Annotated in this window: 21 protein-coding genes; 13 read left to right on the top strand and 8 right to left on the bottom strand. The window is 42.6% G+C overall.

Features of this window, described 5'->3' with window-relative positions; all coding sequences use genetic code 11:
• Positions 1 to 196: 196 nt before the first annotated feature.
• Both V7K36_RS02115 and V7K36_RS02110 read right to left on the bottom strand, forming a co-directional pair.
• Positions 197 to 892: a Uma2 family endonuclease gene (locus tag V7K36_RS02115; RefSeq protein ID WP_335112796.1), complete on the bottom strand. Its 696-nt coding sequence runs from the start codon at positions 890 to 892 to the stop codon at positions 197 to 199.
• A gap of 255 nt (positions 893 to 1,147) precedes the next feature.
• Positions 1,148 to 2,164, bottom strand: coding sequence for a ribose-phosphate pyrophosphokinase (locus tag V7K36_RS02110; RefSeq protein ID WP_335112794.1), 1,017 nt, complete (start codon positions 2,162 to 2,164; stop codon positions 1,148 to 1,150).
• A gap of 633 nt (positions 2,165 to 2,797) precedes the next feature.
• Here V7K36_RS02110 and V7K36_RS02105 point away from each other — a divergent pair.
• From V7K36_RS02105 to V7K36_RS02065, 9 genes are all read left to right on the top strand, one after another.
• Positions 2,798 to 3,784 carry a decaprenyl-phosphate phosphoribosyltransferase gene (locus V7K36_RS02105; RefSeq protein WP_335112792.1) on the top strand — a complete coding sequence of 329 codons (987 nt, stop codon included), beginning with the start codon at positions 2,798 to 2,800 and terminating at the stop codon, positions 3,782 to 3,784.
• Positions 3,785 to 3,851: 67 nt separating this feature from the next.
• A complete protein-coding gene (locus V7K36_RS02100) occupies positions 3,852 to 4,412 on the top strand; it encodes a YqeG family HAD IIIA-type phosphatase (RefSeq protein ID WP_335112790.1) in 561 nt (186 codons plus the stop codon).
• A gap of 52 nt (positions 4,413 to 4,464) precedes the next feature.
• Positions 4,465 to 4,800: an SMR family transporter gene (locus tag V7K36_RS02095; RefSeq protein ID WP_335093103.1), complete on the top strand. Its 336-nt coding sequence runs from the start codon at positions 4,465 to 4,467 to the stop codon at positions 4,798 to 4,800.
• 197 nt (positions 4,801 to 4,997) lie between these two features.
• Complete coding sequence (locus V7K36_RS02090; RefSeq protein ID WP_335112788.1) at positions 4,998 to 6,563, top strand: glycosyltransferase family 39 protein; 1,566 nt, start codon at positions 4,998 to 5,000, stop codon at positions 6,561 to 6,563.
• A 371-nt stretch (positions 6,564 to 6,934) separates the two neighbouring features.
• Positions 6,935 to 8,647 carry a serine/threonine-protein kinase gene (locus V7K36_RS02085; RefSeq protein ID WP_335112786.1) on the top strand — a complete coding sequence of 571 codons (1,713 nt, stop codon included), beginning with the start codon at positions 6,935 to 6,937 and terminating at the stop codon, positions 8,645 to 8,647.
• Positions 8,647 to 9,327, top strand: a complete 681-nt coding sequence (bioD, locus tag V7K36_RS02080; RefSeq protein ID WP_335112784.1) for a dethiobiotin synthase — start codon at positions 8,647 to 8,649, stop codon at positions 9,325 to 9,327. Before V7K36_RS02085 ends, bioD begins: the two co-directional genes overlap by 1 nt.
• Positions 9,328 to 10,156: 829 nt before the next feature.
• Positions 10,157 to 11,062, top strand: coding sequence for an undecaprenyl-diphosphate phosphatase (locus V7K36_RS02075; protein ID WP_335112783.1), 906 nt, complete (start codon positions 10,157 to 10,159; stop codon positions 11,060 to 11,062).
• A 27-nt stretch (positions 11,063 to 11,089) separates the two neighbouring features.
• The gene (locus V7K36_RS02070; protein WP_335112781.1) at positions 11,090 to 11,782 is read left to right on the top strand and encodes a DUF4337 domain-containing protein; all 693 of its coding nucleotides are present in this window, start codon (positions 11,090 to 11,092) and stop codon (positions 11,780 to 11,782) included.
• A 160-nt stretch (positions 11,783 to 11,942) separates the two neighbouring features.
• Complete coding sequence (locus tag V7K36_RS02065) at positions 11,943 to 13,205, top strand: M20 family metallopeptidase (protein WP_335112779.1); 1,263 nt, start codon at positions 11,943 to 11,945, stop codon at positions 13,203 to 13,205.
• A gap of 60 nt (positions 13,206 to 13,265) precedes the next feature.
• Here V7K36_RS02065 and V7K36_RS02060 read toward each other — a convergent pair whose 3' ends face one another.
• From V7K36_RS02060 to V7K36_RS02050, 3 genes are all read right to left on the bottom strand, one after another.
• Entirely contained in the window at positions 13,266 to 13,454 is a 189-nt protein-coding gene (locus V7K36_RS02060; protein WP_335112777.1) for a hypothetical protein, read from the bottom strand.
• Positions 13,455 to 13,590: 136 nt separating this feature from the next.
• Positions 13,591 to 13,959 (bottom strand): hypothetical protein, encoded by a 369-nt coding sequence (locus V7K36_RS02055; RefSeq protein ID WP_335112775.1) that lies wholly within the window; start codon positions 13,957 to 13,959, stop codon positions 13,591 to 13,593.
• 59 nt (positions 13,960 to 14,018) lie between these two features.
• Entirely contained in the window at positions 14,019 to 14,174 is a 156-nt protein-coding gene (locus V7K36_RS02050) for a hypothetical protein (RefSeq protein WP_335112773.1), read from the bottom strand.
• Positions 14,175 to 14,224: 50 nt separating this feature from the next.
• Between V7K36_RS02050 and V7K36_RS02045 the strand changes: the two genes are divergently transcribed.
• Together V7K36_RS02045 and V7K36_RS02040 are read left to right on the top strand one after the other, a co-directional pair.
• A complete protein-coding gene (locus V7K36_RS02045; RefSeq protein WP_335112771.1) occupies positions 14,225 to 15,553 on the top strand; it encodes an acetyl ornithine aminotransferase family protein in 1,329 nt (442 codons plus the stop codon).
• Between the two features lie 55 nt (positions 15,554 to 15,608).
• Positions 15,609 to 16,523, top strand: coding sequence for a DUF1338 domain-containing protein (locus V7K36_RS02040; RefSeq protein ID WP_335112941.1), 915 nt, complete (start codon positions 15,609 to 15,611; stop codon positions 16,521 to 16,523).
• A gap of 403 nt (positions 16,524 to 16,926) precedes the next feature.
• Here V7K36_RS02040 and ureG read toward each other — a convergent pair whose 3' ends face one another.
• The 3 genes from ureG to ureE all read right to left on the bottom strand — a co-directional run bounded on the left by ureG (position 16,927) and on the right by ureE (position 18,700).
• Positions 16,927 to 17,523 carry an urease accessory protein UreG gene (gene ureG, locus V7K36_RS02035; RefSeq protein ID WP_335112769.1) on the bottom strand — a complete coding sequence of 199 codons (597 nt, stop codon included), beginning with the start codon at positions 17,521 to 17,523 and terminating at the stop codon, positions 16,927 to 16,929.
• Positions 17,524 to 17,586: 63 nt separating this feature from the next.
• Positions 17,587 to 18,279 (bottom strand): urease accessory protein UreF, encoded by a 693-nt coding sequence (locus V7K36_RS02030; RefSeq protein WP_335112767.1) that lies wholly within the window; start codon positions 18,277 to 18,279, stop codon positions 17,587 to 17,589.
• Positions 18,254 to 18,700, bottom strand: coding sequence for an urease accessory protein UreE (gene ureE / locus V7K36_RS02025; protein ID WP_334948289.1), 447 nt, complete (start codon positions 18,698 to 18,700; stop codon positions 18,254 to 18,256). Before ureE ends, V7K36_RS02030 begins: the two co-directional genes overlap by 26 nt.
• Before the next feature lie 167 nt (positions 18,701 to 18,867).
• On the opposite strand from ureE, the gene V7K36_RS02020 reads away from it, so the two are divergent.
• Entirely contained in the window at positions 18,868 to 19,437 is a 570-nt protein-coding gene (locus tag V7K36_RS02020) for a Uma2 family endonuclease (RefSeq protein ID WP_335112765.1), read from the top strand.
• A gap of 339 nt (positions 19,438 to 19,776) precedes the next feature.
• Complete coding sequence (locus V7K36_RS02015) at positions 19,777 to 21,372, top strand: alkaline phosphatase family protein (protein WP_335112763.1); 1,596 nt, start codon at positions 19,777 to 19,779, stop codon at positions 21,370 to 21,372.
• Positions 21,373 to 21,419: the final 47 nt, after the last annotated feature.

Raw genomic sequence — 21,419 nt, 5'->3', positions numbered from 1 at the left:
ACCCACGCAGGTGGGTTTTGTCTGTATAGCCGCGACTTCTAGTCGCCAGGGCTAGTAATAAATTAGACTTTTCAAACAACCTCTAAGGAGTCATCTTTTTTATTAGCCTTTTCCAAGAGGGCTTTTCCATACTCATCAGATTCTAAAGAATCCTCAAAAACAGGAACTTTGATTTTTGAAAAAACTCAGTAGACATCTATTCCCTATTTCCCATATTCTCATTCAACTTTTGCATAAATTCTTGATGTTCAGTGGCAGCTAAACCTGCTTGTAACACAGATAATACCGTTGCCATTTCTCCTGACAGTAAGGCACGTACCGGCAACCACAACCCTGGAAATACCTGACTGCGAATAATTCCCTGCTCATCGGTTGGTAGCGAAACATACTCGTCTGCTTGCAGCCTAAACCAATCCAACTGATTATCTAATGTTCGCCAGACAATATACTCTTGTACTCCATTCCGTCGATAGGTGCGTTTTTTATCATGTAAATCGATGGCTGCACTGCTTGCTGCCACTTCTATCACCAGTTCGGGTGCGCCTTGGATATAATCATCCTCACTAATCAATGCCTGTCTGCCCGGAATGAATAGTACCGCGTCAGGCTGTGGTTCATTATCCGGATCTAAACGCACTGTGGGTTCAATTCCCAAAACAACGCCAGGTGTTGCCGTTTTATAGTTCCACAACCACCCGATCAAATCTCCATGTGGTTCCCCATGACTTTTAATTCTCAGTGGGGATGCCATGATATACACAACTCCTTCAACCAGTTCAGCTTTTCTTAAATGCGGCATTGCCTGATAGCGACGCTCAAATTCGCAGCGAGATAAGCGATCGCCATTTTCCAGAGGTAAAACTGAAATCACTTTTTTAGGAGTTGTAACCATCCCTTTGTCCTCTTTACGCAAATTGTCCAAACTGAATCAAAGTATTCTAATTTGGCAGTGCTGCATCCATTTTACTACTGCACGCCAATAACCCCACCCTAAGAGGGATGGGGCTGTCGGGTATCTCGCAGAAGAACAGTTGAAATTATTTCTTAATAATCTTGAGAATAAACTTAGTTATATAACTAAAAGCCCACACTGTACCGAATCAAAAGGACAGCGTGGGTAATTTATTCCTCTAACACAAATGACAGTCTAGCGGAACATACTACTGACTGAAGTATCTTCATGAATCCGCCAGATAGTTTCTCCTAACAGATTAGCTACTGACAGCACCACTAGTTGGGGAAAACGATTGTTTTCTGGTATGGGAATCGTATTTGTGACAATGACTTCCTCAAACAAGCCACTGGATAACCGCTCCATCGCCGGTGGAGAGAACACCGCATGAGTTGCACAGGCGTATACCTGACGCGCTCCTTCTTCACGCAGTAATCGCGCCCCTTCCGCGATCGTGCCCCCAGTATCGATCATGTCATCCACCAACACTGCCGTTTTGCCTTTAACATCGCCGATGATATTTAACACTTCGGCAACATTATGTGCCTGACGACGTTTGTCAATAATCGCCAGTGGAGCATCACCCAGTTTTTTTGCAAATGCCCTAGCTCGCGCTACACCACCAACATCGGGGGAAACAACCACCAGGTCGGGCAATTGTTTGCTTGCTAGATAATCCAGCAATACTGGCGAACCGTAAACATGATCAAAGGGTATATCGAAATAGCCTTGAATCTGAGCCGAGTGTAAATCCATTGCTAGAACACGGTTAGCACCTGCTTCGGTGATCAAGTTAGCAACCAGCTTCGCAGTTATTGACTCTCGTCCTGCCGTTTTGCGATCGGCGCGGGCGTAGCCGTAGTAGGGAATTACTGCCGTTACCTGTCGCGCCGAAGCTCGACGACAGGCATCAACCATAATCAATAATTCCATCAAATGATCGTTCACCGGTTGACAACATGGCTGGATTAAATAGACATCACAACCCCGAATCGATTCTTGGATTTGAACGTAAAGTTCTCCATCCGCAAATCTTTTGCGAATCATTGGCCCCAAATCCATGCCCACATAACCAGCGACTTCTTGAGACAGTTGTATATTGGCAGAGCCAGAAAACAGCCGCAGGCGATGATTATTCGTTAGTCCTGTTACAGATGGTTGCACTTTGAAAGTCGCAGAACTGAGCACAGCAGATCCTCTATGTGCATTCATAGCAATATTATCATTAGAGATTTAATAGATTTAACCGAGAAATCGCTTAAAAAAACATCTGTGAGTTTTGTTGAAGCTTCCATACAAAATTAAAACATTTTTCCATAAAATTATCATTCGCTAATTGTCTAATTTTCTCAGGTTTACAAGCTATTGATAGCTTAACGGACATCAAGACCGTCCACTAGGTCTATAGTTAAAATTTTTTGAGTTGAGATAAATAACCCAATCTCTTAAAAATTGGTGTGCTAGATAGCTTCTGCTAACTACCTCATTTATAACTTAAGTGATATTGAAGTTTGTTCTTGTAACAGTATAACACCTCTGTCTAAGTATTGAAAATGTAGCTGATTATTCTATTAATTACGCGGTTACAAAAAACGATATGTCTATGATTATCTATCACTGGACATAATTTACTCAGTATAAGTTTTTAGATAAAGATTGAATAAAGTTTAAATAAAGATTGTATAAAAATGTATTTTTTTATATCAAAACATTAACTAACAACGGTAATATCAGCTAGGGAAAAAGTTGTAAGTAATTTTACTAAGATAAATTTTAAATTTTAATAAAACCTGGGAAAGTTGTTCAATCTAATTCTCCTGACATAAGGAGGCGACAGGCATACTTATGGACTCTCGGCGTACTTCAGTAGTAGAAAAATCTTTAACTGCTATAGCAACTAGTTCCCAGAAGTCGGCGTACTGTTTAGCTGCCATGCGACCGCGACAATGGACAAAAAACCTGGTGGTATTTGCAGCGCCATTGTTTGCATTTAGCATCAATCTGCAATCTCTGCTAGGTAGCCTATTAGCGTTCATATTATTTTGCTGTGCATCAAGTGGCTTCTACTTAATCAATGACATCGCAGATGTTGAATCTGACCGTCAGCACCCTGTCAAGTGTAAGCGGCCAATTGCCGCCGGATTAGTCAGTATCCGTGTGGCTAGTGGTATGGCATTGGTGCTATTAGGTGGCGCTCTGATTTTTGCGTGGTTGCGATCGCCCCAGTTGGGTGGAGCCATAACTGGATACGCCCTGTTGCAGATCGCCTATAATCTGCGACTCAAACGGATGGTGATTTTAGATGTTGGGGCGATCGCTACCGGATTTGTTCTAAGAGCCTATGCCGGTGCTGCTGCTACCGGCATCGTTTTATCAGCTTGGTTTTTACTTTGCACTGCGATGCTAGCCCTATTTTTGGGTATTGAAAAGCGCAAAGCAGAACTGCGATTAGCAAAAATTAAAGGTAACAAGCCTCGCTCTGTCCTCAAATACTATTCCTTGCCTCTGCTGGATCGCATGGAAAATGTTGTCACCACTAGCACGGTTGTTACTTATGCTCTTTGGAGTGCGGGTCCTTATCTACATGGGGCACCCACATCTTGGATGCTAGTGACTTTGCCGTTTGTTTTGTATGGAATTTTTCGCTATCAACTACTGAGTGATCCCCAAGGAATTACCAGTTACAATGACGACACTATTGAGCAAGGTGGACGTAGTGAGCGACCAGAAGAAGTTTTGTTGAAAGATTTGCCCATTCTGTTAACTGTCATCGGTTGGGTGTTCACTTGCTTTCTGATTCTCTTACTCAAACATCAAGGGCTGATCGAATAAATCTGGTAAATCGGCTAATGGCAGAATTTTCGGCATTTTGCGGATGAAAAATTTCAAATCTTTTTTGATGAAGTGGCCTAAATTGGGTATCAAAGAGAAACGCTATCCGCTTCCACGACGTATCCATACACTAGCTGAAATAAAAATTGACAAAATTAAGATTTGTGGTGTTAAAGGAATCGTTCTTGATTTAGATAACACGATTATTTCTGAAGACGATCGCTACCTATCTCCTTGTGCAGAAGATTGGATTACACAAGCAAAGTTAGCTGGATTGCAATTTTTTATCCTCTCAAATGGGAAACGTCGCTATCGCGTCAAATATTGGTCTCATCGTCTTGATATTCCAGCACTCAGTCCCGCTAAAAAACCTTTTCCCCCAGCATTTCGACAGGCAATAGCTCATATGCGGTTGCCAGCAAAACACATACTCGTTATTGGTGATAGTTTACATACTGATTTTGTGGGAGCATTACTTTGTAGATGTGCCTACATCCAAGTTGCTACTCTACCGCACCCGCCCCGATGGTGGGAAAAATTTGCTGGCAAATGGGTGCAAATACCTTATCCATCTGGAGGAGAACTTTGGAATTTTGACGATGCTGCTGGGTATGAGAGTTTTTTGTGAATTGCTCTTTTGAGCAAAAAATATCACCTTATAAATTGAGTAAATTTTCACCATGAACAACCAGATAGTTTTTAGCTTGCTGATTTTAATCACAGTGGGGTTAAATACACTGGCTCAAAATCTATTAAAACTAGGAGCAGGACAAAGCCCATTAAATATCTATTTACTGGGAGGAATTTGTACTTATGGTCTGAGTACGGTTTTTTACGTGGTAGTTTTAGGGAAACTGAATTTATCAGTTGCCTATCCAGTAGTGATCGGATTAACAATTATATTCACAATGATCACTGGTGCTGTAGTTTTGCGAGAAAAAGTCTTAATTTCCCAATGGTTAGGAGCAGGTTTGATGTTGAGCGGTATCTGTGCGATCGCTTTAAGTAAACATTGATTAGTATTTCTAAAATAGTTAAGTTATCTAATTAAAAGTACCAGGACAGAAAACGGTTTATCCTAGTATCACTAACAAACTACTCTTGACTTATTACATTGTTTTGAAGGATTTGCCTGATTCATTGTCCCGGAAGTTGGGATGAAAGAAGGTACGCCGCAGTAGTTACTATAGTGTTATGCAGAAGAAAGAAAATTATGATAAAAATGCAAAATCAGAGATGGTCAAAATATTATCTCTCTGTTTTCATAGTGATTTTTTTGAGTGTTGTTCTCCGCTTCTTTATGCTCTCAAACCAGAGTCTTTGGTATGATGAGGGTTTGAGTTTAACTAATTCCGATGTCTCGACGCTTCAAGAGAGCATTGCGAGAGTAAGATACATCGGAAATAGTGATAGATTTCAACCCCTATATTTCATAGTTTTGTTTTTGTGGCGTCAGGTATTTGGTGAAAGTGAATTTGCCCTTCGCTCACTCTCTGCTGTTTTAGGAATTGGCTCAACTATCGTTATATTTTTTACTGCTTTGCGGATATATGGAAAAAAGCACGCTTTCTGGTCTTTGCTAATTCTGACATTTAGTTCTTTCTGTATTTACTACAGCCAAGAGGCAAGAATTTATGCCTTAGCAATGTTTATAGCTTCACTTCAACTATATTTCTTCAGCACGGTATTAGTTAAAAATGAAGGTAATCAAGGTATTTCAATATGGCTATTCAGTCTTTTTACTGCCATAGGAATTTTTACTAATATTAACTTCTGCTTTTCCACAATAGCTCTATGTCTATCTCATATTGCCATCTATAGAAATTTTCGGCAATGGCTGCGATGGTGGCTTCCGGCTGGGTTTTTATCTTTACCGCCAGTTTTATATTACCTGACTTTACCTGGAGCAACTGATCCAGAAAGCATTTCGGTTTCTCGCTTGGGATTTCCCATAATTCAAAATGTTATTTTCGTGTTACACGGAATTTTAGTGGGGACAACTTACGGGCCTTCAATGGAGCAGTTGCGCGGCGATGATAGAGTACAGGTTATATTTCGTTACTGGCCTCAGATACTTTTATTGGTGATTGTCGGTACTGTAATTTTTCTGGCTTTAATAAAAGTTTTATTAAGACACAAAAAAAATAACAGAGAGCAGCATCCTGATTACTTCTTTGCTTCTGTTCTTGTCATGGCATTTTTACTAGGATTGCTCTTAGCTATAGTTACCAAATTTAATTGGGTACCGCGTCACTCTTATTATCTTTGGCTACCACTTGCCATGCTTATCCCATCAGCTTTGAGTCAAAGACCTGGTATTAGCTCAAAGCGTTATGGAGTGTCTCAGTTGGCTCAAATCGCTGTCATATCTCTGATAGTTCTAAATATTTATTCTATTTCTAACTACTACTTCAATGATGACTATCAGAAAGATGACTACCGCTCTGCGAGCCAGTACATTATCAAAAATCAATCACCTTCTACAAAATCTGTATTTTTATTTGGCAATCCCAGATTATTTAGATACTACGGTGACACTCAAACTCTGGATGGAAGGGATTTGGGGGACCAGTTAAGAAAGGGAATTAAGGTTGAAAATTTTGCAGAAAAAATTGAAAAATTAACAAATAGTGCGGATATAGTTTTGATCGTAGTTAATCGTGATTATCTATTTCCCAAAGAATTGATTGAAAAAGAGATGAGTGATTTGTATAACCTGGATTCTCAAGTTAATTTTGCATATTTCAAAATCTATCGTTTTCCCAGGAAGAAAAATTGAAGAAGAATTCAGGAAACATCGAACGCTGAATAAGCGTTTTGATTCTGATGCCTCGGCGGAGCCTCTTCGTTTTGCTCCTGATATCATGTTCGCCAGATTACCCATAATAAAAGAACCCCACCCCCAACCCCTCCTGCTTGCGGAGAGGGGAGACAAGGCGGGGTGGGGTTCTTCGGGTTTAATAAGCAATCAAGCGGACATGATATGACTTCTGAATTCTTCTTCAAGTAGTAGGAAACAACCTTGCTCTGGTGGGGATCTACCCATTAGGTATAGTAGAATATTGCCGCAGGTAACTGTATGTCGCCTCTTGGACTTAATCTTTGTGGGTGACTTCCTCCTCAGTTGCTATTACACTCAATCATTCGATCATGCAACCACCCATTACAGTTGGCACTGTCTTGCAAAACCGTTACCGCATAATTCAAATTCTCGGACAAGGAGGATTTGGTAGAACCTATCTGGCAGAAGACCAGAGGCGCTTTAACGAACTTTGCGCGATCAAAGAATTGATTCCAACAGCAACAGAGGCTTTGGCTTGGGAGAAGGCACAAGAGCTTTTTCACCGAGAAGCTACCATTTTGTATCAAATACAACACCCACAAATCCCTAAATTCCGGGAAAGATTTGAGCAAGACCAACGCTTATTTTTGGTGGAGGACTACGTTGCAGGTCAAACCTACCGAACTCTGCTGGCTGAACGGATAGCTGTGGGTCAAACCTTCACAGAAGCTGAAGTATTGCGGCTGATAGTGTTGTTGCTGCCTGTTTTAGAGCATATTCACAGTCGAGGGATTATTCACCGGGATATCTCGCCAGAAAATATTATTTTGCGAGATAGTGACGCTAAACCTGTGTTAATTGACTTTGGGGTGGTAAAGGAACTGGCAACGCGTTTACTCTCGCCAGAGAGTGCAATGCCAGAAACAACCGTGGGAAAATTAGGCTACTCTGCGAGTGAACAAATGCAAACAGGGGGAGCTTATCCTAGTAGTGATTTGTATGGATTAGCGGTGAGTGCAATTGTTTTGCTGACTGGTAAAGAACCAAGGGAGCTATTTGACGAAAACCAAATAACTTGGAATTGGCAACGGTGGGTAAGAGTTAATCCGCGATTTGCTCTGGTTTTAAATCGAATGTTGAATCATATACCGAGCGATCGCTACCAAAGTGCTGCTAATGTATCCCAAGCACTACAATCTCTGGTTCAACCCAGTGTTTCTACCCCCGATGTATCGAACTTGCAGACAATGGCTGTTGATCGCCGTCCTCACCTAGTACCACCAGCAGCTTCGCCCAAGAAACAACCCGATCCTGTAATTCCAGCACGTTCCACTAGCTCAGTTTTGGACAATCCCTTAGCGATCGGGGCAATTGGCAGCGCTGTAGTGATCATAGCGGGATTTGGTTCTTGGGCGCTGGTCAGTTCCATCCGCAGCCAGCCGAAAACACCACCAGCTGAGACGCTTCCACAAAATTTCCCTTCACCAGTGATTTCTAGTGGTACTACATTCACACCCACACCCACTAACGATCAACCTGTTGTATCTACTAAGCGCCTCAATCTGGCAGCATCTAATAACACAGCCACGGTTCAAGATACTCTCAAAACAAATCAAATAATCCGGTACACTTTTTTTGGGCAGGAAGGTGACAAGTTAACTGCGTTTATTGACCCAAGAAGCAGCGTTTTGCTAGCAGTCTTAAGTCCCAATCAACAACCAATTGATAATGCCCAGCAAGTAACATCCTTTGAAGGCACATTGCTGGTTACTGGTAAATATACTATTGAGTTAACACTGGTTTCAGGAGTTGCCGAAAGCAATTACAATCTCAATGTTGCATTGGAAAAACCAGTCAAACCAACACCAACAGAGACACCCCTGGCAATTCCGACAGAAACACCTCTGGTAATACCGACAGAAACACCCCTGGTAATACCGACAGAAACACCCCTGGTAATTCCAACAGAAACACCCCTGGCAATTCCGACAGAGACACCCACCCCACTTCCTCCGAGTGGCGAAACGCCAACTTTTCCGCCGGTTGATGGAACACAACCGTTTTCTGGCCAAAGAAATTAATGTTAAACACACTACTGATTACTGGAACTGATACCGAAGCTGGCAAAACTGTTTTAACAACAGCGTTAGCAGCCTATTGGCAAAAATATTACCCGTTGCGTAGCTGGGGAATCATGAAACCGATTCAATCGGGGATTGGCGATCGCGAGTGGTATCAAAAGTTATTTACACTAGAACAATCCCCAGAAGAAATTACACCTTTGTACTTTCAAGCACCTTTAGCCCCTCCCATAGCAGCAGCACGGGAAAATCGCCGAGTAGATTTAGTTCTTGTGTGGCAAGCTTTGTCGAAATTGCGATCGCATCGTGATTTTGTGCTTATAGAAGCCTTGGGAGGGTTAGGTTCGCCAATAACTGAGGAATTAACGGTAGCCGATTTAGCGGGAGAATGGCGTTTACCAACAGTATTGGTAGTGCCAGTCAGATTAGGTGCGATCGCTCAAGCAGTGGCGAATGTAGCATTAGCTAGACAATCGCGCGTCAATCTCAAAGGCATTGTTTTGAACTGCGTACAACCTCGAACGGATGCAGAAATAGCCGATTGGACACCACACCAATTGATTCAATCACTTACTAACACACCAGTTTTAGGCTGTTTGCCCTATTTAGATAACCTGACTGATTTAGATAAACTTGCTGAAATAGCATCAGATTTAGATTGGGAAACACTAACACTTTAAATTGGGGATTGGGCATTGGACATTGGGCAAAACAGTTCCTCTTTTCCGAGTAAAAAAGTGAGATTCCCCACTCAGCACTCAGCACTCAAAACTCAGCACTGATCAGGGGCATTGGGCATTGGGCATTGGGCATTGGAGAAAAAGTAGCGAACGTCCAATCACTTTTTACAACTGGTGCAGTCACAGTTCTGACATAACTTGGTAATAGCTTTGTCAATAAGACGTGCAATGGTGAGGAAGAATGGAATTAACCTAACTCTAGTGACACACAAGGCAGGATTTACCTGCCTTATTTCATCTTTGGTGAGTAAAACATCACTTCATTAGCAGCTTTCGTATGTGCCAAATACAGCAGATTGCAACAAGCGCCTCTGTACAGATTATTGTAAGGGCACAACATTGTTCATTAGTGTCAACTTAACGTAAAAACCTCCCTAGAACCAGCTTTTAGAGATTGTCTCGTTCCCAGTCGGAGACTGGGAATGCCTATGCCTATGGGAGGCTCCGCCTCAAGACTTGCGGCAGAGCCGCAATTGAAGTGCATTTCCAGCCAGAGGCTGGAAACGAGGTTTTAAAAGGGTTTGCGCTTAAGTTGACACCAATGAACATTGTTGTGCCCCTACCTGTGTACCTCATTTACCTGAAAAACGCTGTATGAATGTTTAAAGAGGTTTTTAGAATTAGCAAATGGTATTTTCTTGTCTGACGACACCGGCGCGAATACACGATATATAAATGTCATCCAAGTGGCATATCTTAGTCACGGAAACGTCACTAGCATAAGTTAATTTGTCGGTATTTGATTAAAAGTAAATTATTTACGCCTGACATGATGATGCTTTCTTTTGTGGTGGCGAATGCAGTCTGTGGCAACGGTAGCGAAGTAAATCTAGACTTTGCTAACTTTAGCTGGATTGACGTGATTATTTTAGGCATCGTTCAGGGAATTACAGAACTACTACCAATTAGCAGTACTGCTCATTTGCGGATAGTGCCAACTCTACTGGGACTGAAAGATCCGGGGTCTGCTTTTTCCGCAGCAATGCAGTTAGCTAGCTTGACTGCTGTTTTAGTCTATTTTTGGCAAGACTTAAAAAAATTAACAGGAGAGACAATTAGAGCAATTAGCAGGCAAGACTATCAATCTAGTTCTTTGCAACTGATGTTAGGCTTATTGTTAGGAACTTTGCCGATTGCTGTGGCTGGTGTGCTACTCAAACCAATTCTTAACGCCTGTAACTCACCAATACGAGGGTTAGTAGTTATCGGAGCGGCTTCAATTATTATGTCAGGATTGCTGGCGATCGCCGAAAAACGTGGAGGACGCGATCGCACTTTCGACAACCTCACCCTCTGGGATGGCATTTGGGTAGGGGTTGCTCAAGCTTTTGCTCTGATTCCTGGCGTTTCTCGCTCTGGTTCCACCCTTACTGCTGGGTTATTTTTGGGCATGAAACGGGAGACATCTGCCCGATTTTCTTTTTTGTTGGGCTTACCAGCCGTGATTTTGGCAGGTGCTGTAGAACTCCACACACTTACGAAAGCCGGACTGAGTGCAGCTGGTTGGTTGACTTTATTAGTGGGCTTAATCTCCGCCAGCATTTCCGCTTTTCTAGCAATTTGGGGACTCCTACGCTACCTAGAAAAACACAGTACCTTGATTTTTATTTTCTACCGCTTGGCGATGGGTGTATTTTTAATAGTTGCTGTGATGGCTGGTTGGTTGCAAAATTGATTTTAACTGATAATGGGGTATGACGATATGGACATAAACCCGATTGACCTGGTTGAGCCGGAAAACGATGAACCCGAAACCTCAGCTAACCGCGAAAAACGTCAAAGCCGTCTAAATAGTGCTGTTGCAATTGCAGTTGCATTGATCGCAACCTTTATGGGGATCTGCAAAGTCAAAGACGATAATCTGGTTCAGGCAATGCAGCAAGCTCAAGCAAATAAAATTGACGATTGGGCGTTATACCAAGCTCGTAATATTCGTGAAGAAATAGCCAAATCAAATGTGACGCAACTCAAATTGCAATCTCTTTCTCAACCTTCTGCGGTGAGGGCTGACTATGAAAAACAGATTGCGGCTTATCAAGTCATTGCTGATAAAGAAGACCAGAAAAAGCAGGAACAGAAGGTAGCCGCCGAAAAAGATCAAACAACCTATGACCAGCTGAATTACCATGACGACCAGTTTGACCTAGCTGATGCCTCCTTATCGCTCTCTGTCTCGCTATTTGCTATCACATCTCTATCTCAGAAAAGATGGTTGTTCTACCTCGCCTTGGTTCCAACTATATTTGGCTTGGTGATGGGGTTATCTGGATTATTAAACTGGCAACTACATCCCGATGCGTTGACCAAATTACTATCCGAAAACTTCTTAGAAAAGCCAGCCGAAAAAAAAATAGTGCTTTCCACTCGCACTTCCCCAAATCCCAAAGTGTTCTGAAGTCCTATTGGCAAGCTGGCGGGATGATCAACTACTTATGCTCTACATAATTGAATTATTAGGAATGTTGCCACCATAAAAGGGAACAAACTCCCCACTCCCGACGATAAACTGGGAAAATAAACTAAGTTAGCTGTACTTAAACTAGTTTGTCTTCATAATGGTTTCTACCTTTCCCAATCCCTCTTCTGTTGACCTATCTCGCATCCGACTGGCAATCCGTTCATTGCAACCACAATTAGTAGAGTGGCGGCGGCGATTGCATCAACAACCAGAGTTGGGTTTTCAAGAAAAACTGACGGCTGAATTTGTATCACAAAAGCTGCAAGAATGGGAAATTGAGCATCAAACTGGTATTGCTCACACTGGCATTGTTGCCACCATAAAAGGTAACAAACTCAGCACTCAGGACTCCGTACAGACGCGATTAATCGCGTCTCTCCCCACTCCCCAAGTTTTGGCGATTCGGGCAGATATGGATGCTTTACCAATCCAAGAACTCAACGAAGTGCCCTACAAATCGCAGCATGATGGAGTCATGCACGCTTGTGGACATGATGGACATACTGCGATCGCTTTAGGTACAGCTTACCATCTCCAGCAGCATCGCCAAGACTTCTCTGGTATCGTGAAAATTATTTTTCAGCCAGCAGAAGAATCACCAGGAGGCGCAAAACCGATGATTGAAGCTGGAGTTCTGAAAAATCCTGATGTTGACGCGATTATCGGTTTGCACTTATGGAATAATTTGCCTTTGGGAACAGTGGGTGTGCGGGCTGGAGCGTTGATGGCAGCTGTGGAGTGCTTTAACTGCACAATTTTGGGCAAAGGTGGACACGGCGCACTACCCCATCAAACTGTTGACTCCGTGGTAGTTGCTGCTCAAATTGTGAATGCTTTGCAAACCATTGTCGCTCGGAATGTTAATCCCATTGATTCAGCTGTGGTGACAGTAGGCGAACTTCATGCTGGAACCAAGCGGAATGTGATTGCTGATACAGCGAGAATGAGTGCCACTGTCAGGTATTTTAATCCTAGTTTGAAAGGCTTTTTCAACCAGCGTGTTGAGCAGATTATTGCTGGAATTTGTCAAAGTCATGGTGCGAGTTATGACTTAGAATACTGGTCACTTTATCCACCAGTAATTAATGATATTAAGATAGCGGAATTGGTGCGAACTGTAGCAGAAGAAGTGGTAGAAACCCCAATGGGTATTGTGCCAGAATGCCAAACTATGGCTGCTGAAGATATGTCATTTTTCTTGCAAGAGGTTCCTGGTTGCTATTTCTTCTTAGGTTCTGCTAACCCTGAGAAAGACTTGGTCTATCCTCATCATCATCCCCGGTTTGATTTTGATGAGACGGCGTTAGGAATGGGTGTGGAAATGTTTGTTAGATGCGTGGAAAAGTTTTTTAGTTTATGAGTAGGCGGATATTAAAATCTCGTTTCCAGGTTTTACTTGGAAATACTTTTCATCGCGGCTCTATCTGCCGCTTGAAAAGGTTTTGATGACGACTCGGCGGTTGAGCTTGGTATGCATGGCTTGGTAGGTAACTGCAAAACCACTACCGCCCAAGTGTTTTTCTATCTTGTATTTGCCGTTGTATATTAGCTGTCCATCTTGCCAGAACATATGCCTAGATTTATTGATGGCTAATCTTGATTCTGACACGCTTTTTGTTGGTTATGGTGGTTTTCCATCAGTAGGTATGGAGAATGTGGCGTTGCTGAATTAGGCTATAAATAGCTTACGCAGAGGCGCGAAGAGGAAGATTGAGTTTTTGTAAAATTCCGTAATGTTAAGAATGTTAACCTGAGTTCGACAAACGTATTGCCCTCGCAAAAGCAACAAATGCGACTACCGTTCTAACAAATGCGATTGCAAAAGCAACAAATGCGACTACCGTTCTAACAAATGCGATCGCAAAAGCAACAAATGCGACTGCTGATCTAACAAATGCGGTCGCAAAAGCAACAAATGCGACTGCTGATCTAACAAATGCGATCGCAAAAGCAACAAATGCGACTACCGTTCTAACAAATGCGATCGCAAAAGCAACACATACGACTACCGTTCTAACAAATGCGATCGCAAAAGCAACACATACGACTACCGTTCTAACAAATGCGATCACAAAAGCAACAAATACGACTGCTGATCTAACAAATGCGATCACAAAAGCAACAAATGTTCTGTAGCTTGTACCCTGATATCTAATAGTGAAGCTATTATGCTTCAAAAAATACAAGATGACGCGATCGCAGAAGTTGTGTTATAAAAACGGGCAACTTCTGAGGATTTCTGTATTTTTGCCTGATCGCTGACGTATACTCGAATTTTTCGTAAATGCGTAATTTCTACACCAATGGAATCAAATGCTACTGTAAGCAATCAACTTTTAGGGTTTAATCATCAGTAATCTTTAAAAAATCTAAAAAATTATGTTAGCTATCCCTATTAATCTAAATTTACCTCGTACACCCAGCCTAATAACTTCTTTACCCGGGCCTCGCGCTCAAGCAATTGTACAACGCGATCGCGCCGTAACTTCCCCTTCTTACACCCGCGATTATCCCTTAGTTGCATTTCGCGGCCAGGGCTGTATGGTGGAAGATGTAGATGGCAATGTATTTCTGGATATGACCGCAGGTATTGCCGTTACCGCCACCGGACACGCCCACCCAGAAGTCGTCAAAGCAATTCAAGAACAGTCGGCGCGTCTGCTGCATATGTCGGGGACGGATTTTTATTATGAGCCGATGGTGGAACTAGCGGAACAACTAGCGATTCGCGCCCCTTTTCCCCAGCCACGGAATAACGCTGAGTTCCCTGCAAAAGTATTTTTCACCAATTCCGGGGCAGAATCTAACGAAGCAGCCATCAAACTAGCTCGATATTATACCAAGCGATCGCTAATCGTAGCCTTCTTAGGTGCATTTCACGGACGCACCTATGGAGCAATGTCTCTCACGGGTTCCAAAACAGTACAGCGAGCTAATTTTGGGCCTTTACTTCCTGGGGTGACTCATATCCCCTATGGCACTCACGCTAGCTTAGATTACCTGGAACAACAGCTATTTGGCACAATTTTACCACCGCCAGAAGTAGCGGCGATCGTAGTCGAAGCGATTCAAGGAGAAGGTGGGTATATTGTTCCCGAAGATGGTTTTTTAAAACGGATTCGGGATATTTGCGATCGCCACGGTATTCTGATGGTAGTGGATGAAGTGCAAGCGGGGATGGGGCGGACTGGTCGCTTATTTGCGATCGAGCATTGGGGTGTCATGCCTGATATCATTACCACTGCTAAAGGCATCGCTAGTGGTCTGCCATTAGGAGCTATACTTGCCAGACCTGAGTTAATGACTTGGCCTCCTGGTTCTCACGCCACCACATTTGGCGGTAATCCCGTAGCTTGTGCTGCTGGTATTGCCACTCTGCGACTGCTGGAAAGTGGTTTAATGGCCAACGCTACCCAGATGGGAGAATTATTACAAGCTAGTCTTACCAAGTTGCATCAAAGATTTCCTAGAGTATCGCCGCCACGAGGTAAGGGTTTGATGGTTGCGGTGGACTTATTAGATAAACAGGGTAATCTTGATCATAAATTGCGCGATCGCATTATCCAAGAAGCTTTTCTACGCGGTTTATTGTTACTAGGTTGCGGTAAAGCAGCAATTCGTTTCTGTCCACCTCTAGTTATCGACAGCGACCAAATTCAGATAGCCCTTCAGATTATCAGCGAGATTTTAAAAAATGAAGCAGAGTAGGGAGTGGGAAGAAAATGACTAATGACTAATGACAAATGACTAATAACTAATGTATATGAAACCCGAAATAGCCTTTCATTTATGGAAATTACTTTGGCAAGAATACAGCACTAGGGTAAATCATGCCCGTACCTACCAGCAAATGATAACTGCTGCGGGTGGGACTGTCGCCAACGACCACATCGCCTTTCGGTCTTTGCGTTTATTAGTAGATAGTCCACAGGGTCAAGTTAACTTGGGAATTGACTACCTGGGGCAACTTGCAGAAGCTTTAGGTTACGTGGCGGCTGGAGAGTATAATTTTCCTCAAACCCATTTATACGCTCGTCATTATCGTCATCCGCAGCAAGAGGAATTTAATTTACCCAAACTGTTTATCAGCGAGTTGATTGTCGATGAATTGCCTGCTAATATTGCCCAACTCATCTCTAAAACAGTATCTTCAATCTCAGACGAACTGACTTTACCTCTGACTTTTCTACACAAAGACGGGAATATTGAAACCATTGCCAAACAACTCCAGCAAGTCTTCACCCGCTCTTGGCTACCTCCCCGGCGTTCTGTTGTCGAAGAGGTGAATCAGGTTACTCAATATGGGGCTTGGGTGTTGCTACACGGATATGTTGTCAACCATTTTACAGGCTATGTCAACAGCCAGAACACCCCAGAATATCCAGACATTGAGACTACCGCCAGTGGTTTGGCTAACGTGGGTGTAGCGATGAAAGCAGAGATAGAGGGAAATGTTGCTTGTGGTTTGCGCCAAACGGCAACTCAAGCAGTAACAGAAATGGTGACAGTGTTAGATGATAACAGTGGCGCAGAGATTCAGATCCCTTGGACTTACGCCTATTATGAAATTGCCCAGCGCTATCTAGTGGAAGTGGAATCTGGAGAGCAAATACTTTTCGATGCTTTTTTAAGAAGTAATGCCCAGCAATTGTTTGAAATGACTCGTTTGTTTAAGTAGCCCAGAGTTGAGCCTGACTTTTCACCTCATCTGGAAAAGCCCATGAAAAACCTAACCCCCTTATATCATGTCCGCTTGATTGCTTATTAAACCCGAAGAACCCCACCCCGACAAAGCTGCGTTTTGTCTCCCTCCCGAAGAGCGGGGAGGGGATTAAGGGGAGCCAGCGCTCAGAGAGGTCTCCCCAAGTGGAGCATCTGGCGTGTGGGGTGCAATAACTATGGGAATCACAACTAATTACCCGGACATGATATTACCCCCTTCCCGTGTCGGGAAGGGGGTAAATTCAAAGTCTCTCTCCTTGTAGGAGAGAGATTTAGAGAGAGGTTTTCCAGATGTCGTGAAAAGTTAGAGAGTTGAGCGAAACATTTTTGCTCAATTCTGACTCTTGATTATTTTATTTTTAACAGATATTTGTGCAAACAAAGTTAATTACATCTGCAAGTCCTGACTGAGTTTTTAAATTAGTAAAAATAAAAGGTTTATCACCGCGCATTTTCTTAGCATCCCGTTCCATCACACTTAAATCTGCACCGACATAGGGTGCAAGGTCAGTTTTGTTAATCACCAACAAATCAGACTTAGTTATGCCGGGACCACCCTTGCGGGGAATTTTATCGCCAGCCGCAACATCGATGACGTAAATCGTTAAATCCACCAATTCTGGACTAAAAGTAGCAGCCAAATTATCACCACCACTTTCCAAAAAGACCAAATCCAAATCGATAAAACGTTCCTCTAACTGTTCAATTGCTACCAAATTCATCGAAGCATCTTCGCGGATGGCAGTGTGAGGACAACCACCAGTTTCTACGCCCAAAATGCGATCGCTTGCCAACGCCTGAGAACGCACTAAAAACTGAGCATCCTCCTGAGTATAAATATCATTCGTCACCACCGCAATCTGATACTGCTCACGCAATCCCTTGCACAAAGCATCCACCAAAGCCGTCTTCCCCGAACCCACTGGCCCAGCAACCCCTACTCGAAATGCATTCATTAGTTATATTATCCTTGTCTACTCTGCCCCAATGCCCAATGCCCAATGCCCAATGCCCAATGACTAACTCCTAAACAACCTTGTATACTGAGTTTCATGCTGCATACTCGCTAGCGACAAACCCCAACTACAGCAGGCGAGTTGATCATCCTCCAACCCTAGAATTTCCAATGCCGCAGCACTGAGTAATGGTTGCAAATCTAGCAATAACTGCTGTCCTGCTGTTTGTCCAAGGGGAATAAGTTTCACGCCAGCAGTAATCAAATTACTTGCCCAACTATGCAGATATCCGAGTAATGCGGCTTTGATGCTGATTTGCCAATGGGCAACGGCAATGCCAAAAGCGATCGCATAATTGCAAGGATTACCTACAGCATTGGCAATAGGCATAATCTGCGGTTCTAGTTTACCAAGTAATTGGATGAGCGATCGCCCCATCTGCCAACTAGAGGCGCGTAATTCTTCTGTTTCCCTAGCTGCCGATAACCAGAGATTCCAACGGCATAGCAACTCAACATCACCTATTTTTGCAGCTTGCTCAGATCGTACCATCACCGCCGCCTCTAACCGAATTGCCCCGTAGAGCAACTCTGCTTTTAGCCAATCTTTGAGATGTATCTGGTTAGCGATCGTACGATTTTCTACCAACATTTCCAAGCCTTCAGAATAACTATATGCTCCCACAGGCAATGTGGGGCTAGCCAGCTGTAAAATGCTCAAAAGATGGCTATCAGTGAGCATGATAGTGTTGTCCATAAGCTCCCAATTCTGGCTGAAACGGTAAAATTTCTTCTTTAACTTCTAACCCCAATTGTTCCAACATTGTGCGTAAAACAGAATCTGAGGACAAGCGTAAATAAGTTGGGGTAATTTCTACAGGTACATGACGATTTCCCAGATGGTATGCCGCCCGTAATAATAAAAGTGGTGTTTGGGCAAAGGCAGTCAGTACTAGTTCTGATTTGACAGTAATTCTGATTAAACTGCTATGGGTTTCTTCTTGCAGAATATCGCCATCGTGTAACACAGTTCCTCGGGGTAAATGTAAAAACACAACCTTACCATCTTCCGTTTCAAAACGATGACGACTGCGGGTACGTTCTTCTGCTGTCAACGCCAGAGTAAAGGTGACTGCGGTATCGGGATTAGGTGGTTTAAGTTGAGTAAATGTCAGCATACAGAGTTTCGCCTGATCTTCCGCTTTGATCTTCCGCTTTTCATTATGGTTCTAATTTAACTAATTACGAATTACGAATTACGAATTATTTTAAACACCATAGTTGCCTTGCCCGAAGAAAAGATAAAATTAAACAAACAAAGGCAACGAGCCAAACGGGGACAATCATGAACCAAGCCATTGAGGGAGTACGCTGGACAATTTACGATTTAGAGGTTCTACCCGAAAATGAGTGGACACGCTATGAAATTATTAATGGAGAACTCTTTGTGACTCGCACTGCTCACCGCCGTCATCAACAAGTTTGTGTTAAAATTGCTCGACAACTCGATGTTTGGTCAGATTCGAGTGGTTTAGGGGAAACAATTGTGGCTCCAGGAGTGATTTTTTCGCAAGCAAATAGCGTTATACCGGATGTAGTTTGGGTAAGTCGAGAACGACTGGCGCAAATTGAAGATGAAGCGGGACATTTGACAGGCACACCAGATTTAGTCGTAGAGGTTTTATCCCCTGGTAAACAAAATGAATTTCGAGACAAAGAAGCAAAACTGAAACTTTATTCAGTTCAAGGCGTGCGTGAGTATTGGATTGTTGATCGCTTCACTCAAAAAGTCGAAGTTTATCGGCGAGAAAAAGCACAGTTGGTTTTAGTTGCTACTTTGTTAGGGGATGATGAAATAACATCACCACTTTTACCTGGATTTTGTTGTTCTATCCGTTTATTTTTTCCTGAATAATAGCAAATTCGAGTATATTTATGGAAACCTAACCGCTAGATTATAGATGCAAATATTGATTTAAAAATTGATGAGATTGAACCTGAATTTTTACGGGCAAGGTTGATAGCCGCAACATTAAATCATGCCCTCCTGCTAGTCAGATGGTTTCACATCATAACCTTTTGTAACTATTTAACATAACCTTTTCTTAATATTTAAATCGTATCTTGAGGTTGAAAATACCAGAGTTGCTATTGAAGATTTAGTAGTCTTTTGTGAAGCTTTATTAACATAAGCCCAAGCGTGACTATCAAAAATAACTTCTAGAACTCTGTTTACACAGCACATCCAAACATCATGATACCAATTCAATATTTACAGCCTCCAGTAATTAGATATGACTACTCCTCGCCCATAGTCAAAATAGCTGATGCCTGGAAAAAGGATGATAAACCCTTCTATAAGCGTCCTGGGAAGTTTAAGAGCGTGCTTCTACTATCAATTGATGGTTTCCGTCAAGCAGATTTGGAAGATCCCAAACTACAACTGTATTTACCAAACATCAATAGTTTAAGACAAACAGGTATCAGTTACACTAATGCGTTTACTAGCACTCCCTCCGATTCCTTCCCTGGTACATTAAACTACTTAACAGGAGCAAGTCCCAAAACCACTGGGGTTTATTATGATGATACATATAGTCGGATATTATCAGATAAACCCGACTCTGCTGCTGGTATAGAAGTTGAATTTGCGGAAAACATTGATAAAAACTCGAATCTCCTCAGTGGTGGGGGTGACTTCGGGATAAATAGTATTGACCCAAGCAAATTACCAGTAGATAGTAATGGAAATCGTGTCTATCCTCACAACTATTTGAAAGTAAATACCATTTTTGAGATCGCAAAAGCTTCAGGTTTGCACACTGCATTTAGTGATAAACATCCTGCTTATGACATTGCCAACGGTCCTTCTGGCAAGGGAGTTGACGACTTCTACGCTCCAGAAATAAATGCCCAAGTTGCTTTAGAAAATGGCAAACTTGTAGACCAATCAACAGCGCAGAATCCTGCTAATCTCACATTTAAAACGACAACTAAAGACACTAACCTCACGGAAGCTTATGATGATCTGAAGGTAAATGCAATACTGAACGAAATTGCTGGAAAAAATTCACGAGGCACAACTAAACCCGGAACTCCCGCCATTTTTGGCATGAATTTCCAAGCTCTCAGCGTAGCCCAAAAGGATGCCAGCAATAATGGTGGTATTGCCACTAATGGCACACCTTCGTCAGGATTAATTAATGCTCTAGAACATACGGATGCTAGTATTGGCAAGATAATAAATACCTTAAAGCAACAGGGGAAATTTGACTCGACACTGATAGTCTTGACAGCGAAACATGGTCAAAATCCTCGTTTGGGAACAGCTACCCTAATTCCCGAAAATACTTTTACAGATGCCTTAACGAAAGCTGGTATCACAGTTAATCAAGCTACTCAGGATGATGTTGCTTTACTCTGGCTTAAGAATCAAAGCCAAGCTAGCACTGCAACAACTGTTTTAAAGAAACTGACAAATCCAGCAATTGATACAGTTTATTCGGGTGGCGCACTATTGGCAGCAGGCTTTGGGAATCCGTTGCAGGAAGATCGTACTCCTGATGTGATTATCAAACTTAAACCAGGATATGTGATTTCAAATAGCACCAAAAGGGCAGAACACGGCGGTTTTTCTGATGATGATACCCATATTTCTCTGATTCTCAGTAGTCGTGGACTAGAAGCTCGTGTTAGGGGGACTTCTCAGATTAAGAAAGTTTCTAGCAAACAAATTGCGGTTACAGTATTGGAGGCATTGGGACTTGATCCGAGGAAACTCCAGGGAGCTAGGTCTGAAAATACACTACCATTACCAGGGACGCAGATCGAAGATGCTAGGAAGTTTTGAGAATTTTTCAATAGAGATTTCCGATAGCTAAACACGTTATATCATGT

It is taken from the genome of Nostoc sp. (assembly GCF_036919555.1).
In the GTDB taxonomy this organism is placed as follows: domain Bacteria; phylum Cyanobacteriota; class Cyanobacteriia; order Cyanobacteriales; family Nostocaceae; genus Nostoc.
This window is presented reverse-complemented; position numbering and strand designations above follow the sequence as displayed.

Coding starts and splice junctions, on each gene's coding strand:
- V7K36_RS02115 (WP_335112796.1), bottom strand. CDS start 892: ATGGTTACAACTCCTAAAAAAGTGATTTCAGTTTTACCTCTGGAAAAT.
- V7K36_RS02110 (WP_335112794.1), bottom strand. CDS start 2,164: ATGAATGCACATAGAGGATCTGCTGTGCTCAGTTCTGCGACTTTCAAA.
- V7K36_RS02105 (WP_335112792.1), top strand. CDS start 2,798: ATGGACTCTCGGCGTACTTCAGTAGTAGAAAAATCTTTAACTGCTATA.
- V7K36_RS02100 (WP_335112790.1), top strand. CDS start 3,852: ATGAAGTGGCCTAAATTGGGTATCAAAGAGAAACGCTATCCGCTTCCA.
- V7K36_RS02095 (WP_335093103.1), top strand. CDS start 4,465: ATGAACAACCAGATAGTTTTTAGCTTGCTGATTTTAATCACAGTGGGG.
- V7K36_RS02090 (WP_335112788.1), top strand. CDS start 4,998: ATGATAAAAATGCAAAATCAGAGATGGTCAAAATATTATCTCTCTGTT.
- V7K36_RS02085 (WP_335112786.1), top strand. CDS start 6,935: ATGCAACCACCCATTACAGTTGGCACTGTCTTGCAAAACCGTTACCGC.
- bioD (WP_335112784.1), top strand. CDS start 8,647: ATGTTAAACACACTACTGATTACTGGAACTGATACCGAAGCTGGCAAA.
- V7K36_RS02075 (WP_335112783.1), top strand. CDS start 10,157: ATGATGATGCTTTCTTTTGTGGTGGCGAATGCAGTCTGTGGCAACGGT.
- V7K36_RS02070 (WP_335112781.1), top strand. CDS start 11,090: ATGGACATAAACCCGATTGACCTGGTTGAGCCGGAAAACGATGAACCC.
- V7K36_RS02065 (WP_335112779.1), top strand. CDS start 11,943: ATGGTTTCTACCTTTCCCAATCCCTCTTCTGTTGACCTATCTCGCATC.
- V7K36_RS02045 (WP_335112771.1), top strand. CDS start 14,225: ATGTTAGCTATCCCTATTAATCTAAATTTACCTCGTACACCCAGCCTA.
- V7K36_RS02040 (WP_335112941.1), top strand. CDS start 15,609: ATGAAACCCGAAATAGCCTTTCATTTATGGAAATTACTTTGGCAAGAA.
- ureG (WP_335112769.1), bottom strand. CDS start 17,523: ATGAATGCATTTCGAGTAGGGGTTGCTGGGCCAGTGGGTTCGGGGAAG.
- V7K36_RS02030 (WP_335112767.1), bottom strand. CDS start 18,279: ATGGACAACACTATCATGCTCACTGATAGCCATCTTTTGAGCATTTTA.
- ureE (WP_334948289.1), bottom strand. CDS start 18,700: ATGCTGACATTTACTCAACTTAAACCACCTAATCCCGATACCGCAGTC.
- V7K36_RS02020 (WP_335112765.1), top strand. CDS start 18,868: ATGAACCAAGCCATTGAGGGAGTACGCTGGACAATTTACGATTTAGAG.
- V7K36_RS02015 (WP_335112763.1), top strand. CDS start 19,777: ATGATACCAATTCAATATTTACAGCCTCCAGTAATTAGATATGACTAC.